This is a genomic window from Syntrophomonas wolfei subsp. methylbutyratica, assembly GCF_001570625.1.
Taxonomy (GTDB): domain Bacteria; phylum Bacillota; class Syntrophomonadia; order Syntrophomonadales; family Syntrophomonadaceae; genus Syntrophomonas; species Syntrophomonas methylbutyratica.
Genome location: NZ_BBQT01000010.1, coordinates 1 through 16,362, shown reverse-complemented (window position 1 = coordinate 16,362; position 16,362 = coordinate 1). Strand labels below are relative to the sequence as shown.

The following is a 16,362-nucleotide window of genomic DNA, read 5'->3' as shown; positions in this document are numbered from 1 at the left end:
GGGATTCCCTTGCGAATCCCTGCATTCAAGTGGAGCTTTATACTTCATGCAAGCCTCATTAATGAGATTATTACTGGGTTTTATTTGCTTTCGGGTCAGGTTTATAGCTTGGCAAACCATTCTGAAAAGCCTCGATTATGGCCGGGCCTTCGTCCAGACGATATTTTCGCGCCGCCCGGCCCACCAGATCGAAGTCCACCCCGTTAAACCAAATGGCCACTTTGATTCGGTCGTATTTTCCCATTTGAGCAAACATTTCCTCAATCCAAAGGGCTTTGTTGCCACCCACTGAACTGCAAGCAAACTCGCTTATCATGAAGGGATAATCAAAATAACGGCAATACTCTTCATAAAGCGGATCATATATTTGCCTGAAGCCACGCCAGATTTCACCTTTGTGATATGTTCCGGTATTATAACCGGTAAGCCCTATGATATCTACATATTCCTCCCCGGGGAAATAGTTCAGGTAGTGGTTCCACATGAAACCGGGGAAAGAAAGGTCATGGGGATTCCACACCCAGATAACATTATCGACCTGATTCTGCTGGAATATATTATAAATATAACGCCAGACCTCTTTAAAAAGCTCACTATCTTTGGAACTGTAGTAACTGGAGTATACGCACCAGTCCCCATTCATTTCGTTATTGAGGCGAAACAGAATGGGGTGCCCGAATTGACGGGCCTTTTCCGCATAATCCTGGAAGAAATTATCGTAATGGCCATTGAGAATGTCATAGGTTACACTGCTGTTGTCCCGGTTATACCACATGGTCTGCAGGGTTAATTCAACATACTTCTGTTCTTCATAGGCCTTTTGCAGCTCTTCCAGGGGGAAGGGGGCATCAAAGGTTTTGTAAAGCACCAGAAAATTAAACCTGTATTCCAGATTTTCCTCCAGTTTGTTGAGATAATCCATGCTGGCCGGGGCTGAATTTTCAAATATACCCCACTGCAAGCTGGCATCGGGGTCAAAATATTGCTCATAAAAAGCTTTGGTCTCCTCATTCCACGCTTTATCTTTTTTCTTGAAGCGGGTATTAATCTGGCTGGCCCCTTTTTTATCAATAAAGGTGAATGACTTTACCAGTGGCAGAAAGCTTTCCAGCGGAGAGCTGGATTTTATCAGTATAGTGTAAACTTCTTTATAGTTGCGGGGGATTTCCACGCTCATATAGTAGTTTTTATCTCCTACTACCCGAGATAGCTTGCTTCTTTGCCATCTTAAAAGATGCGCTTTGGCACCGGCGATGTTGATGCTGCGGTTCTCCTGGATTTTATGATCCTTACGGTTGTTAAGAAACTGGTTGCTGTAATACTGGTAGCCGGTGCTATTATGTACCGTTTGCGAGAAATCATCCCGGTAGATTTCTATACAGGTTTTATCGTCCCACAGGCTGGTTTTAACCTGGGATAAGGAAGCATCAATATTCATATGGCTGGGATAGTCGATGCTGTAAGCCTGGCTATAGTCGAGAAGCCGGTTAATCCCCGGTTCAAGGGTAGCTATAGCCTTAATGTCATCATAAGAATTATACTCTGGTTGATAAGCGATGGCACCATTTTTTATTAAAGTTGTTGCAGCACTCGCGTCCAGGGGGTAAAAGAGTGGTGGGAGAAAGATGGCCAACAGAAATAATGCAAATAAACAACTATTTTTTCTCATATAATAGCCTCCTCACTAGTAATATTCTATATCGAGATTCTATTTCCTGCAGTTGTGCAGTAATAAGGGGGTTTGGTCCAAAATCGGATTAAGCGGGGGTAAAAAGCTATAAGGGCGATTTCTTTAATGCTTGACAGTTCTGCTTGAAATGGACGATTATGTAAAATAAGTGGAGAATTTTTATTAATACAGGATTTTGCGCAGTATTATTAATAAGTTTAGGAAAGAAGGGATACATTGTGAAAGTCAAAGACCGAATGACTCCCAATCCCTATGCAACTACTCCTGATACTTGTGTAGGAGAACTCTGGCATTTGATGCAGGAAAAGAGCCTGCAAAGGGTACCGGTCCTGGATCGGGGTAAATTGATAGGCATCGTAACCCGCAGGGATTTTAACGCCCGGCCGGAATTGGACCTCAAAAGATCATCACTGGCTACACGATTTTTCCCCGAAGAAATGGAACAAAAACTAAGCAAACTGAGAGTCAGGGATATAATTCCTCTTAACCAGCAATTAATCACCATTCATCAGGATGCATTTATCGAGCAGGCGGCAAAATTATTACGGGACAATCGCATCAGCGGTTTACCGGTAATTGATGATGAAGGTCGTATGGTGGGGATAATTACGCAAAGTGATCTTTCTGATGCTTTTCTTTATATCCTGGGAGTAAATTGCCGGGGTACTCGCCTGTGCCTGCGGGTAGATGATGATGCCCAGGTTTTGTTGCGGTTGGGAGAAGTTTTATCCCATTTTGACATTAAAATTGAGAGCATGGTTCGTATGGAAGTAAAAGGCGAAAAATCACTTCTTATTATTCGCCTGGATACAGTAGATTCGCGCTCAATTATTGAGGAGATAAAGGCAGCAGGTTTTAAGGTTGAATCGGTAATCATTAAACAATAATCGGTGAAGGGTAAGGGGTAATATATATAGTGTTTAAACTGCAGCAACCCTTTAAACTTTCCGGGGTATCTGCCCTTGATTATTTGATTGGGCCGGGGGTTAAAATAGCCAGGGGAGTTATCCCCCTGACACATTAAAATTAAAGGAGGGAATTTTGATGAGTGATGAGATTAAACAAGATGACTCGAAGGTAGTTATGTTCAACCCCTTCAATGTATGGAAAAATGTATATTTTTCTAGCGAGGCAGCCCTGACCGCAATTACCCGCAAAGCGGTTGAAACCACCATGTTTGCTAATAGCGTTGATGTGATACTTAACAGCTACTTGCAATATCTTAAATTGCAAAACGAGGTCTCCAATTATATTGCCGAAACTTTGCCTTTCTCCTCACACCGGGATACTGCTCGTGTGGCGAAAATGCTTACCGCTCTTGAGAACAAGATAGATCGTCTGGATGAAGAGTTATTTACAGATATTTATGATTTGAAGGAAGATACGGCTGCTATTTTGGAACGTTTTGCTCCGGTACCAGCCAGTATTTCCGATGAAGCGGATGCTGGAAGGGTTGAACAAATTGACCAGCATATTAAGAATACTGAAGCATTGGTAGAAAAGATTACAGCACTGGAACTGGCGATAGAAGAAATAAAGGCTTCCCTGCTGGAGCTAAAAGCCAAGCCGAAGCCCCAAGCGACTACCCGGAAAAGCCAAAAGACTGCAACGGAATAATTAAGCAAGAGGGGGTAATGATATGGAGCGCATCTTCCAAGCGCACTCGCCTGGTGAAGCTGGCGAAATACTGCAGCAAAATTGGGAACACTGGCTGATGACCACGACCAGGTGGAGGGAGATCTTGACTTATGATCCCCGACCTGCTACTGGTTGTTCGCCCAAAGAAACTTTGTGGACCAAGAATAAAGCACAACTTTATCACTATCAGAGCAGTAGTGAGCGCCGCTATCGCACCCCGGTATTAATGATATATGCTCTCATTAACAGGCCTTATGTATTGGATCTGACCCCTGGGTCCAGTCTGGTGGAGTATCTGGTAAACGAGGGTTTCGATGTATACCTGCTGGATTGGGGAGAGTTTGAATGGGAGGATCGAGATATAAGCTATGCTGATCTGGTCTATGACTATATCGCCACCGCTGCCCGGAAGGTGGCGCGTAGTGCCGGTTCCAAAGAAATAAGCATTATCGGTTACTGCATGGGTGGAACCATGTCTACATTATACGCGGCCCTTTTTGACCGGCCGGTTTTAAAAAACCTGGTCTACCTGGCGGCTCCCATCGACTTTAACCGGGCCGGAACCTATGATGTATGGCTTAAAGCCCCGGGTTATGACCCGGACCGTATAGCTGATACCATGGAGCTGGTCCCCAAGTCTTTCATAGATTGGGGAACCAGGATGCTGAATCCTTTGGCCAATTATTGGGGCACATATACTCGCTTGTGGAAAACTTTAGAGGAAGGAAAGCCGGTTCATTTTTGGAAGGTGCTTAACAAGTGGTCGAGTGATAATATTAATTTTCCTGGCGGTGCCTATCGCGACTGGATAAGGGACTTCTATCAGGGCAACAAGCTCATAAAAAATCAGGTGGTATTGCGGGGAAAGAGAGTGCAATTGCAGCGCATCAAAGCCAACATCCTGGCTATGGTAGGCTTGCGGGATCATATCGTTATGCCGCACCAGACCGCAGCTGCTTTAACCTATCTGGGGGGTAATGATAAAACCTATATGGAGTTCCCGGTAGGTCACGGGGGATTGGTTTTGGGCGAAACGGCCCGCATGCGAGTTTTCCCGGAAATAGCTTATTGGTTGGGAGAGCGTTCCGAGATATTAAGCGAAGACTAAATGCTGGCTGTTTTTATAACGAGGCGCAATATGCCCCCCGCATCCTTAATACCTGCATTCTCGACTACTCATAACGAGGTTTCAGTATAAACACAGTAAAATCGGGTGTTATAAAACCCCACTAACCTTTCAAAGCCATCGTTACGAGAAAAACGCATAACGAGTGAACTTTCAGGTACTAATTGGGGTTCAGGCCACTCTCGTTACGTGTTTCTGGGAATGCAGGTTAATAGTGAGCGAAGCGAACATCAGTGGTGCCCGCAGGGTGCTAAACGGTCGGGTCCTTAACAAATAACAAAACAGGCGGCGGGTTCTAATCCCCCGCCCACTGCAGTGGTGTGATGAAACTGCTTCGCAGTTTCTTACGATGCTTAAAGGTCGCTTTATGCGGCCTTTTATCTTTAGGCCAGGTGATCAATAGACTTGATTATTTTATTAACATAGGCCTGAGTTTCTTTATAAGGGGGAATACCTCCATGCTTTTTAACTGCTCCACTGCCGGCATTGTATGCCGCCAGGGCCAGTGGCAGGCTGCCATTGAATTCGTTCAGCTTTTCTTTCAAATAGCGGGTTCCCGCCATAATATTCTCTTCCGGATTAAAGGCATCCCTTACCCCCAAGCTTCTGGCTGTGCCTGGCATCAACTGCATGAGACCCTGAGCACCACAGGAAGAAACCGCCCGGGGATTGTAAGATGACTCCTGTTTTATTACGGCACTAATTACTTCTTCCTGAATACCATAAGCCTGGCTGGCTTCTTTAATAATCTCGCTGAAAGGGCGGCTCTTGCTGCTTGCTGGGGGAGTTGAATTATCGGGTGTTTTGCTGCCGCTCAGGGCGCGACCGGTGGAAGCAAGGCCGTCTTCCAGGGCTTTCAAGAGTTTCATGAAGCTTATTTCCTTGAAGAGATTGGTGAAGACATTCATTCTTTTTCTCTCCTTCCAATTTTATGGTAAGCAAGATAGATTCTTCTGTCAAGCCGTAGGTGTTGCCCATGCGTAGACTGCGAGCGGAATATTTATGCAAGCAAATGCATAATTATTACTTTTTGCAGCGGAATCAATCTTTTAATGGTAAAGGGCCGGTCAGCAATTTTCTCCCGAATATTATATAATGAGATAAGGGCCAGGAGGAGAAGATTGAGGAGGGAAATAATGGCCATTGCAAGAGTGGAGACAGCTGGGGTCGAAGTAAGGATTAAAGGAATAGGTTCATATAATGTTCTGGAAGGAACTAGCGTAGCCGAGTTGCTAAAGAGGCTGGAGAAGAAATTACTCTATCCGGTAATGGCAATAATTATTGACAATCGCTTGCGAGATTTGAATTATCGTTTCACCCGCTCCTGTGCTATAGAGTTGGTAGATATGAATAGTGAAATCGGAGTGAGGATTTACCGTCGCAGTGTGAGTTTTCTGTTGATGAAGGCAGCGCGTGATTTGTATCCTGAACGGGTGCTGACGGTAAAACACTCTCTGTCCAATGGCTTGTTATGCGAGTTTTTGAATGAGGACTCGCGGGCAGACGAGATTGAAGCCCTCGAAAAAAGAATGCGGGAAATGGTTGAGGATAATCTGCCTATCAGGAGAATGCGGATTAATAAAGAAAGAGCCCAGGAAATATTCCGGGAGCAGGGGGAGGAAGACAAAGTGAAACTCCTGGCCTACCGGGATGTGGATAAGGTCCAGGTATCTGAGCTTGATGGATTTTACGAAAACTTCTATATTTTTATGCTTCCCGAAACGGGAATGTTGAAAAAGTTTCGCTTGTTTGAATATCCACCGGGAATGATTTTACAAACTCCGGAGTTGAGTGCTCCAAATTCGCTGCGGCCTTATGTGGAGCAAAAAAAACTGGCCAGCATATTTCAGGAGGCCAAAAAATGGGCCGAAATGCTGGAAACTCCTCATGTGGCGGCCCTTAATGATATTATTGAACAGGGAGATATTAACGATATAATCCGGGTTAATGAAGCTTTGCATGAAAAGAAGATTGCTTTTATTGCCGACCAGATTTGCAGTGACGAGGATATACGCCTGGTGCTGATATCAGGACCGTCCTCTTCCGGCAAGACCACTTTTGCCCAGCGCTTGCTCATACAGCTCCGGGTAAACGGTAAGAAGCCGGTAGTCCTGTCCCTGGACAACTATTTTGTTGACCGTGACTTGACACCCCGGGATGAGAATAACGACTATGATTTTGAAGCTTTGGAAGCCCTTAAAGTCGATTTATTTAATGAGCATCTGGGACGGCTGATCAAAGGGGATGAAGTGGAAATTCCCATCTATAGTTTTACCCGGGGTTCTTGCGAAGAGCGAGGTATGTCCATGAAGGTGCCGGCAGGAGAACCTATAATTATCGAGGGCATCCATGGCCTGAATGAGCGCTTGACCTGGAGTATTCCGCCGGAACAAAAATTTAAAATATATATCAGTGCTCTGACCCAGTTGAATATAGATTACAGCAACCGGATTCCCACCACGGACAGCAGATTGGTGCGACGGATAGTTCGTGATGCCAGAACCCGAGGCTACAATGCCTTGGACACCATTAAGAGATGGCCTTCGGTTAGGCGGGGAGAGGAAAGGAACATTTTTTCTTTTCAAGAAAATGCCGATATTATGTTCAATTCCTCTCTGGTTTATGAATTATCAGTATTGAAGCCCTATATTGAGCCTCTGTTGCGGCAGATTGGCCCGGAACACCCGGAATATGTGGTAGCGCGCTATCTCCTGCAATTTGCCAGCTATTTTAAACCCATAGCGCCGGATGCGGTCCCCGCCAATTCCATTCTCCGGGAATTCATCGGGGGAAGCTGTTTTAAAGTATAGAAAGACGGAAGACGGAGGGCGGAAGACAGAGTGGTCGTCAGGCGTCAGTCATCGGGAGATGACGAAAGGCGGATGGCGGTAGAGGGAAGAAGGATACGGTGATTTAAAGGGATTAGGAGTGAGGGGGTAATAACCCAGGCAGATCATAATGGGGGAAATCATGAAGAAGAAGGTATTGAAGCCGCGCATTCCGGTTGCTCTCAACCAGCATGCCGGAACCCATAAGGATAAGAAGAAAGAAGCCAAAAAGTATGCCTGCCGCAAGGGCAGGCAAAGATAAGATGATTATTTAAAAGCCTGTTGGTGTTTGTTTGAGGTCAATGGGCTATTTGTTTTTTTCCGATTAAAAGGAGTATGTGGGTAAGATATAACTAGTCAATTACCGGTTTTTTCAGTGATAAGCTGTTGCAGCAAATCTGATTATGGTATTTTTTTGAAAAGGGCTGTGATATAATAAGTACAATAGTTTAGATGAAGTCAGGGCCAAAGGAGATTAGAACTATGCCGGTCAAAAAGTATACGATAGAGGAAATCAAGGCTATTGTAGAACCGATTGCACGGAAATACGGAGTAGCACGTGTCTATCTGTTTGGTTCTTATGCTCGTGGAGATATTGGTGAAAACAGTGATGTGGATTTTCGTGTAGATAAAGGGTCTCTTAAAGGAATGTTTGCTTTATGTGGTCTGTATACAGAAATTGAAGAAGCTTTACAGATGAAAGTCGACGTTTTGACAACGGGAAGTCTGGAAGATGATTTTCTGCAAAAAATTAAGAATGAGGAGATACTATTATATGCAGAATAATCGAAACGCCTATGTACTCAGGCGCATTATTTCCTATTGTAATGATATTTCGGAGGCTATCCATCGCTTTGGTGACGATTATACAGTTTTTAAACAAGATTCTGTTTATAAGAATGCTACAGCTCTTTGCGTTCTACAGATTGGAGAACTAACCACACATCTTACGAATGATTTTAAACAGAGCTATACTGGGATACCTTGGACACAAATTAAGGCATTGCGTAATGTAGTTGCTCATAACTACGGCAAGATCGATGACGAAAGCTTGTGGGAGACCATTACAAGCGATATTCCGAAATTAAAAGATTATTGTTCTAGTATTATTAAACAGTTCGATTCTGATGCATAGGATTATCAATGAAATCAAAGATGAACCATAGTTTTAAAGTTCAACAGATTTAAAGAACGCGCTAATCTAAAATGATTGAGGGTGTTTTTTATTGCTTTTTTTAAAGAGAGTATAATCACTATCCCAATAACGCAATATGTCAGACAAAACAGTTCTGCAACAGGTAAATTTAATGTAAAGATTCGGTAAAAAGCATTTTACCATTACAGTTTAAAGCTTAATATAGGTTTATATCAACCTGATATTGAGGTGATTGCAGATGCGAGGCAAAATCCTGGTGGTCGATGATGAAGAAGCCCTGGTTAGATTGCTTACCTATAATCTAAAAAAAGAGGGATTTATTACGATTCCCGCATACGATGGAGTGGAAGCCCTGCAAAAAATAACGGAGGAGAAACCGGATCTAATCATATTGGATCTAATGCTTCCGGGCAAAGACGGCCTGGAAATATGTCGCGAGGTTCGGGCACAGGGCGTTAAAACCCCTATAATAATGCTGACGGCCCGTGATGAAGAAATTGATAAAGTAGTGGGACTGGAGATGGGAGCCGATGATTATGTGACCAAACCCTTTAGCGTCCGGGAACTGAGCGCCCGGGTAAAAGCGGTTTTGAGACGGAACCGGCAAATGGAGGAAAAAGCAGATGCAAGCAGTATCATTACGGTCGGTGAATTTGCCCTAAAGTCCGAGAGCTACGAAGTATACTATAAAGATAAGCTTTTGGAGCTTACCTTGAAGGAATACGAACTGCTGGAACTGCTGATTAAGAACCGGGGCCGGGTGCTGAAACGCGATTATTTGCTGCAGGTGTTATGGGATTATGCGGAACCGGTGAATACGAGGGTTCTGGATGTGCATATCAGTAAGCTGCGGGAAAAGATTGAGCCAGATTCGAAAAATCCCAGGTATATTAAAACCATCCGGGGAGTAGGCTACAAGTTTGAGGTGAGCGGAAATGCCTAACTCCTTTCGCTGGAAGCTTACCATCAGTTATCTATTGATAATAATGCTGGTTCTGGCGGTTTTGGGGGTTTTTCTTTCATTTAGCTTCAAGGACTTTTATCTGGATAATCTTAAAGCCAATCTGGTATACGAAGGCTTGCTGGTGGCGGAAATGACCCGGAGCTATGATGGCCAGGAGGAAACTGGACGCTTTATGCAGCAAATCGCCGAATTGGCCGGTCGCGATACGGACAACCGGGTTACTATTGTTGATCAGGAGGGAAAAGTGCTGGGTGATTCCCAGTTTGATCCCCGGCAAATGGAAGAACACAAAAACCGCCCCGAGATATTTCGAGCCTTAAAGGGAGAGACGGCGGTGGAGATGCGTTACAGTGAGACGGCCGCGGTTCAAATGCTTTATGTAGCAGTTCCCTTTGGCAATGGTGAGCAAAAAGGGGTGGTAAGGATCGCCAAAGCGCTGCTTGAAGTGGAGAGTCTTTATCGCCAGATCCTTCATATTATTCTATTAGTTCTTGTCATGACCGGCATTTTGGCATTTTTGCTCAGCCTAGGAATAGCCCGGTGGTTTTCCGGACCGGTGGCCGAGCTTACGGCAACGGTTCAGGATATGGCCCGGGGGAATCTTAAGAAACGGATTTCCTTCCCCGCCCGAGATGAACTGGGTCTTTTGGCGGTGGCAGTTAATGAAATGGCAGAGAACCTGGAACAGAATATTAACCAGATTTCGGCTGTCAACGAAAGGCTGGAGGCTTTGCTCGCCAATACCGTCAATGGCATACTGATGGTGGACAATAAGGGAATAATAAACTATGTTAATCCGGTAGCTATTAATCTGCTGGGTTTTCAAGATAATGTTGTCGGATGCAGGCATCTGGAAGTTATAAGCAACTATTACTTGCTGGCTTTGATCGATCAGGTTAGGGAAGAGGGAAAAACTTGCAGTCAGGAGATCATTTTGCATAAGCTGGGGGAAAAACGGGTGGAAACTACGGCCATACCCCTTTTTATCGGAGTAGATGCTGTTGCTGGAGGGGTTTTATTGGTTATGAATGATATTAGTGAACTGAAGCGTCTGGAAGCAATCCGCAAGGACTTTGTAGCCAATGTGTCCCACGAGTTAAAAACTCCGGTGGCCAGCATAAGCGGATTTGCGGAAACCCTGCTTAACGAGAGGGAATTAGAAGAGAAGAGGGTACGTGAGTTCTCCGGAATTATTTATGAAGAGGCCCAGCGTCTTTCCCGTTTGATTAAGCGCTTGTTGGAATTGTCACGTCTGGAATCTCAGTCCGAGGAATTAAGGAAGGAATGGATGGATTTGAACCAGACAATCGAAAATGCTATTGGCCTGATGGAAAAGAGAAAAAAGAACAGTCAAGTTAAATTATGCTTTGATAAGCCGGAAAACCCGGTAATTATTAAGGGCAATGCCGAATCCATAGTGCAGGTGATGTTGAATTTGCTGGAAAACGCTATCAATTTCAGCCCGGATGGCGAAATGGTAAAGATCAGTATTGAAGAAGAGGAGAATTCCATCAGGGTTAAGGTAGCCGATAAGGGCGAGGGTATTCCGGAGAAGGAATTGCCCCGCGTTTTTGAACGCTTTTACCGAGTGGACAAAGCCCGCTCGAAAAAAACCGGGGGTACCGGCCTGGGCCTGGCAATAGTGAAACACCTGGTGGAGAACCATGGAGGACAGGTGGGGGTAGAGTCCGTTCCGGGAAAGGGTTCCTGCTTCTATTTTTCGCTTCTGCGGGAATAGGGGCTGACCGTCAGGCCAGCGGCAGAGTTATTCCTGGAGGGACTTTAAGCATCGCAAGAAATTGCTTAGCAGTTTCAACACAACTCTGCAAAGAGGCGGGATTTCAACCCGCCGCCTGTTTTGTTAATAGGACCCCGACCGCTTTAAAGAGGCGGGGGACATATTTCACTCGTTATATTGGGTTCTGCTGGCTAGAATTGTTCTGCGCATGAGGGTAATACCCTCATTTTTTTATGGCAAAACCGCATTTTAAAATATTTACACAATATTTACACTTCTTAATGACAAAATTTATTTTATGTAAAGGCCATTCTTAACAATATGCTGATAGCATGGAAGTTAGAATTGGTGCATCAATATCTTCAATAAGGAGGAATGTAAAAAATGTATTCAGAGAAGTTGAGAAGGGTAGGAAGTTTTATCATACTGGGATTATTGCTTTTAGCCCTGGTTTTTACCAGCGCCTGCAGTAAAAACCTGTCGGAACCGGAATCCGGGGTCAAGAACGGGGGAAATGATGAACTCCAAGGCTCTATTACTATTGCGGGCTCAACCTCAGTCCAACCTTTCACTGAAGTTTTAGCGGAAGAATTCCAGAGCAAAAACCCAGGCGTAAAGATTAATGTTCAGGGCGGAGGATCCAGCCAGGGAATCGAAACCGCCATCAGCGGAGCTGCCGATATAGGTGCCAGTTCGAGGGAACTTAAGGATGAAGAAAAAAAGGCGGGTTTAAAAGAGACGACCATAGCCCTGGATGCCATAGCAATTGTGGTTCATCCCTCCAACCGGCTTGGTGAATTAAAGATGGAGGATGTGAGAAATATTTACCTGGGCAATATTGCCAACTGGAAGGAACTGGGCGGGGCTGATGCTCCCATAAGCATAGTCTGTCGAGAAGAAGGTTCCGGAACCAGGGGAGCTTTCGAAGAGATTGTCATGAACAAGCAGGATATTTTTGCCAAGTCCTTGATTCAAAACTCCACCGGTGCAGTCAGAACCACAGTTGCCGGGGACAAGAATGCGATTGGTTTTATTTCACTGGCGGCAGTCAATCAAGATGTCAAGGCTCTGAAAATTGACGGAGTCCTCCCTGCTGTTGACAATGTCAAAAACGGCAGCTACAAAATCTCCCGGCCTTTTATTTACTTAACCCGGACCGCTTCGGATAATAAAATAGCCGATTCTTTTATTGAATTCGTTCTCAGCGATGAAGGGCAGAACATACTGGGCAATGAAGGTGCTATCAGCATAAAATAGCGAAGTATTTTTGAAGCAGGTGAGCTTATCTAAATGAATGGCATAATTGAAGGAAAAATCACTGCCGTAAAACAGCATAATAATCGTGAGGAGAAATCGCAAATCCTTCAAGCTAAAGCCGGGAGATGGGAGCGGATACTGGTCATTCTCCGAAAAAGCAAAGCAAGATTTATTCCCGAAATCCTGGTGGAAAAGCTCTTGATGCTCAGCGCAGTCGTATCTATCATGGCTTTGTTGCTCATAAGCGTATTTATATTTTCCCGTGGGGTTCCGCTGATAGCCTCGGTGGGTTTAGGAGATTTCCTGTTTTCTTTGGAATGGAAGCCCATCCAGGGGAAATTTGGCATCGGTGCTATGTTTGTCGGCTCTTTGCTGCTTACCTCGGCATCTTTAGCCTGGGCAGTACCACTGGGGCTTTTAACGGCGATCTTTATGGCTGAGATAGCTCCGCCGCCGGTAGGTAGAATAATGACCCGTATGGTCAGTCTTTTAGCGGGTATTCCTTCGGTAGTCTACGGTTTTTTCGGGTTGGTGATCATTGTACCGCTTATTCGCAATTACCTGGGGGGAACTGGGATGAGTGTTCTGGCCGGAGCTATTATTCTGGGGATAATGATATTGCCTACTATAATTAATATTTCCCGGGATGCTATCCAAGCGGTACCCCTTGTATACAAAGAAAGCTCGCTAGCCCTCGGAGCCAGCCATTATCAAACTATTGGCCGGCTTATACTCCCGGCCGCCAGTTCAGGTATTATTACCGCTGTAGTTTTGGCTATGGGCCGGGCCATTGGGGAAACAATGGCTGTGGTGATGGTAACCGGGAACGCTGCTATAATACCGGATAGCCTGCTCGCGCCGCTAAGAACCATGACCAGCAACATCGTGCTGGAAATGGGCTACGCTGCCGGAGACCACCAGGCAGCCCTATTCGCGACCGGTGCTATACTCTTTATTTTCATTCTCTTGCTTAATCTGCTGCTTAACTTTATTAGAAGGGCGGGAAAACGCTATGCCGGGAACTAGGATAGGGGAAAAAGCGTTGACTTGCCTGTTATACTTGTCAGCTCTCATAATTATTGGGATTCTATTGGCAATCGTGGGCTACATTGTTTATAAAGGCCTGGCTATGATTAACCTGGATTTCATAATGCAAGCCCCCAGGCGAGCCGGCAAAGAGGGAGGGATTTCCAGCACCATAGTGGGAACCCTCTACCTTACGGTCTTGTCTCTGGCCATTGCCGCGCCGCTGGGGGTTGGTACTGCTATTCACCTGGAGGAATATGCCCAGAAGGAAAGCTACTTTGCTTACCTGGTCACACTCACCGCTGAAACTCTGGCGGCCATACCTTCTATTATTTATGGTCTCTTCGGGTTTGTGTTTTTTGTAATTTATTTGAAGCTGGGCTGGTCCATATGGTCTGGAAGCCTGACTTTGGCTATTATGGTTTGGCCTACTATAACCAGGACCGCGCAAGAAGCTATACTGAGCGTGCCCCGGGAGTACCGGGAAAACAGCCTGGCCCTGGGTGCCAGCAAGTGGCAGACGATTAGAAAAATCGTTATACCGGCGGCCATTCCCGGTATTGTTACTGGTATGATTCTTGCGCTGGGACGGGCTATTGGAGAGACCGCGGCGGTTCTATTGACTGCGGGTACTTCCCTGGGCATGCCTTTGAGCCCGGCAGATCCGGCCCGAAGCATGTCCGTACATTTATACATGCTGGCCATGGAGGGACTTTCCATGGAAAGAGCTTTTGGAACTGCCTTTTTAATAATTATTTTGCTACTATTTATAAATTACCTGGCCAACCGTAGTATGAGCCTTTTATCTCACAACGGCGGGTAACTCGGAGGTAAATGAAGTGGAAAAGGCTATTAAGATGAAAAGCCGGGAACTTAACCTATTTTACGGCAATTTTCAGGCTCTATATAATATTAATATGGATATAGAAGAAAACCGGGTAACGGCTTTGATTGGCCCTTCAGGCTGCGGCAAGTCCAGCTTTTTACGTTCCTTAAACCGCTTGAATGAATTGATTGAGGGCAGCCGTATCAGTGGCGAAGTCTTTTTGGATGATTCAGCTATTTACGAAAAAGGAATAAACGTGGTGGAACTGCGCAAGAAAGTCGGGATGGTTTTTCAGAAACCGGCGGTCTTTCCCATGTCCATTTACGAAAATGTGGCCTATGGACCACGAATTCATGGGATAAAGAAGCGCAGCGAGCTGGATGAAATAGTCTGCCGGAGTCTGCAATCGGCCAACCTCTGGGATGAAGTCAAAGACAGGCTCGTTGCCCCGGCCAACCAGATGTCGGGGGGGCAACAGCAACGTTTGGTCATTGCCCGGGTGCTGGCGGTGCAGCCCGAAGTTATACTAATGGATGAGCCGGCCTCCGCTCTGGACCCCATTTCCACCGCCCGTTTGGAAGAATTGATTGCTATTCTGAAAACTCGTTACACTATAGTGATAGTAACTCATAATATGCAGCAAGCAGCGAGAGTTTCCGATTATACTGGTTTTTTCCTTCATGGTTGCATGCTGGAATTCAACCGGACGGAGGAATTATTTCTCAATCCCCGCCATAACAAAACAGAAGATTATATTACCGGACGTTTTGGATAGGACGAAAGACGGAGGACGGAAAAAACTTTTGCATATTCATGCAATCCTTATGCAACAAAAGGGTTTTTGCAGTGGAGTCAAGCATATGTTTATGGTTTTTTATGTGGATTAGTAAAACGAAAGAGGATTTGAAAAATGATAAATGAAACCCTGGCCTGTGAAATGGAAAAGCTCAAAGAGGAAATCCTAAAAATGGGAAGACTTTTAGAAGAGCAATTGTATAAGGCAGTCAAATCCCTGGTGGAGAAAAACCTGGAATTGGCCAGGGAGGTAATTGCCCATGATGATCTCATTGATCAGATGGAAATGGATATTGAGAAAAAATCTTTGGGCATACTGGCGCTAAAACAACCCATGGCCAGCGATTTGCGCCTGATAGGGACGGCCTTGAGAATAATCGTGGATATTGAGCGAATGGCCGACCATGCCGAAGATATTGCTCACCTGACCATAGATCTTTATGATCAGGTTTATATAAAGCCCCTGATTGATATACCCCGTATGGCCGCTATTGTGCAAAAGATGCTGGAAAAGGCTCTAAAAGCCTTTGTTAATCATGATGTAAACCTGGCCATGAGTCTTATTCCCCTGGAAGAGGAAATAGACAACCTCTACGACCAGATTTTTCGCGAACTTCTGTCTTATATGATGCAAGATCCCAAAAACATTCCCCAGGCTACTTCGCTGTTGCTGGTTGCCGGTCATATCGAAAGGATTGGCGACCACGCCACCAATCTGGCGGAAATGGTGGTTTATTTGGTAGAAGGAAAGCGCATAGATTTGAACCGCATGGCCCGGAAATCCAGGTCGGCGAGTAAAAAATAATAAAATAAAATATTGCTAATAGATGATGTCACTGCAGAAAGTTATAAATATGCATTAGCTTGCATAAATATACCGCTCCAGCGTCCTTAATAGCGACCGCAGGGAGCATCAGTTGTGCCCGACAGGGCGCTTCGCATGGGCAACACCTGCGGCTTGTCTCGTGGCTCAAGGGGTGCCGCGCTAATCTCCCATCCTGGTCACAACCTTAATAGTGACACCCGCAGGGTGGAACACCAGGAGTACCCGCAGGGTGATAGCGCTCTCGCGACGTCCTGCCGCTCGCCCCCTTTCGCCTGCTCGCCTTTGCCGGTGCAACCTTAATAGTGACATCCGAAGGATGGAACATCAGGAGTACCCGCAGGGTGCTGCATCCATGCTTCGCCAACGCTCGCTTTGTATATTTATGCAACCCTCATGCAACAAAAGGGGTTTTTGCAGTAGAGTCATAGATTAATTACCGGGTTTTAAACCTGGTTTTTTTCTTTTGAAGGAAAAAGGGGTGTAAATGGAGAA

General features: G+C 45.3%; 15 protein-coding genes. 13 read left to right on the top strand and 2 right to left on the bottom strand.

Annotation, left to right across the window (positions count from 1 at the left end; genetic code table 11):
• Positions 1 to 70: 70 nt before the first annotated feature.
• The gene (locus AWB54_RS08695) at positions 71 to 1,669 is read right to left on the bottom strand and encodes a glycosyl hydrolase (RefSeq protein ID WP_061214222.1); all 1,599 of its coding nucleotides are present in this window, start codon (positions 1,667 to 1,669) and stop codon (positions 71 to 73) included.
• A 239-nt stretch (positions 1,670 to 1,908) separates the two neighbouring features.
• Here AWB54_RS08695 and AWB54_RS08690 point away from each other — a divergent pair, with 239 nt between their 5' ends.
• The 3 genes from AWB54_RS08690 to AWB54_RS08680 all read left to right on the top strand — a co-directional run bounded on the left by AWB54_RS08690 (position 1,909) and on the right by AWB54_RS08680 (position 4,436).
• Positions 1,909 to 2,577 (top strand): CBS and ACT domain-containing protein, encoded by a 669-nt coding sequence (locus tag AWB54_RS08690; protein ID WP_082736110.1) that lies wholly within the window; start codon positions 1,909 to 1,911, stop codon positions 2,575 to 2,577.
• A gap of 157 nt (positions 2,578 to 2,734) precedes the next feature.
• Complete coding sequence (locus AWB54_RS08685) at positions 2,735 to 3,307, top strand: hypothetical protein (RefSeq protein WP_061214220.1); 573 nt, start codon at positions 2,735 to 2,737, stop codon at positions 3,305 to 3,307.
• A 22-nt stretch (positions 3,308 to 3,329) separates the two neighbouring features.
• Positions 3,330 to 4,436 (top strand): alpha/beta fold hydrolase, encoded by a 1,107-nt coding sequence (locus AWB54_RS08680; RefSeq protein ID WP_061214219.1) that lies wholly within the window; start codon positions 3,330 to 3,332, stop codon positions 4,434 to 4,436.
• A 401-nt stretch (positions 4,437 to 4,837) separates the two neighbouring features.
• Here AWB54_RS08680 and AWB54_RS08675 read toward each other — a convergent pair whose 3' ends face one another.
• Positions 4,838 to 5,362 (bottom strand): lytic transglycosylase domain-containing protein, encoded by a 525-nt coding sequence (locus tag AWB54_RS08675; RefSeq protein ID WP_061214218.1) that lies wholly within the window; start codon positions 5,360 to 5,362, stop codon positions 4,838 to 4,840.
• Positions 5,363 to 5,590: 228 nt separating this feature from the next.
• On the opposite strand from AWB54_RS08675, the gene AWB54_RS08670 reads away from it, so the two are divergent.
• The 10 genes from AWB54_RS08670 (at position 5,591) to phoU (ending at position 15,849) form a co-directional block, all read left to right on the top strand.
• Positions 5,591 to 7,264: a nucleoside kinase gene (locus AWB54_RS08670; protein ID WP_082736109.1), complete on the top strand. Its 1,674-nt coding sequence runs from the start codon at positions 5,591 to 5,593 to the stop codon at positions 7,262 to 7,264.
• 501 nt (positions 7,265 to 7,765) lie between these two features.
• The gene (locus tag AWB54_RS08665) at positions 7,766 to 8,068 is read left to right on the top strand and encodes a nucleotidyltransferase family protein (protein WP_061214217.1); all 303 of its coding nucleotides are present in this window, start codon (positions 7,766 to 7,768) and stop codon (positions 8,066 to 8,068) included.
• Complete coding sequence (locus tag AWB54_RS08660; protein ID WP_061214216.1) at positions 8,058 to 8,417, top strand: HepT-like ribonuclease domain-containing protein; 360 nt, start codon at positions 8,058 to 8,060, stop codon at positions 8,415 to 8,417. Before AWB54_RS08665 ends, AWB54_RS08660 begins: the two co-directional genes overlap by 11 nt.
• A 259-nt stretch (positions 8,418 to 8,676) precedes the next feature.
• The gene (locus tag AWB54_RS08655) at positions 8,677 to 9,381 is read left to right on the top strand and encodes a response regulator transcription factor (RefSeq protein ID WP_061214215.1); all 705 of its coding nucleotides are present in this window, start codon (positions 8,677 to 8,679) and stop codon (positions 9,379 to 9,381) included.
• On the top strand, positions 9,374 to 11,140 hold the full coding sequence (gene pnpS / locus AWB54_RS08650; protein ID WP_061214214.1) for a two-component system histidine kinase PnpS: 1,767 nt from the start codon (positions 9,374 to 9,376) through the stop codon (positions 11,138 to 11,140). Before AWB54_RS08655 ends, pnpS begins: the two co-directional genes overlap by 8 nt.
• Positions 11,141 to 11,524: 384 nt before the next feature.
• Complete coding sequence (locus AWB54_RS08645; protein ID WP_061214213.1) at positions 11,525 to 12,397, top strand: phosphate ABC transporter substrate-binding protein; 873 nt, start codon at positions 11,525 to 11,527, stop codon at positions 12,395 to 12,397.
• Between the two features lie 33 nt (positions 12,398 to 12,430).
• On the top strand, positions 12,431 to 13,423 hold the full coding sequence (pstC, locus tag AWB54_RS08640) for a phosphate ABC transporter permease subunit PstC (RefSeq protein ID WP_082736107.1): 993 nt from the start codon (positions 12,431 to 12,433) through the stop codon (positions 13,421 to 13,423).
• Positions 13,410 to 14,246: a phosphate ABC transporter permease PstA gene (gene pstA / locus AWB54_RS08635; protein ID WP_061214212.1), complete on the top strand. Its 837-nt coding sequence runs from the start codon at positions 13,410 to 13,412 to the stop codon at positions 14,244 to 14,246. The genes pstC and pstA overlap by 14 nt, the downstream gene beginning before the upstream one ends.
• A gap of 34 nt (positions 14,247 to 14,280) precedes the next feature.
• On the top strand, positions 14,281 to 15,024 hold the full coding sequence (gene pstB, locus AWB54_RS08630; protein WP_082736119.1) for a phosphate ABC transporter ATP-binding protein PstB: 744 nt from the start codon (positions 14,281 to 14,283) through the stop codon (positions 15,022 to 15,024).
• 135 nt (positions 15,025 to 15,159) lie between these two features.
• A complete protein-coding gene (gene phoU, locus AWB54_RS08625; protein WP_061214210.1) occupies positions 15,160 to 15,849 on the top strand; it encodes a phosphate signaling complex protein PhoU in 690 nt (229 codons plus the stop codon).
• The last annotated feature ends 513 nt before the right edge of the window (positions 15,850 to 16,362 follow it).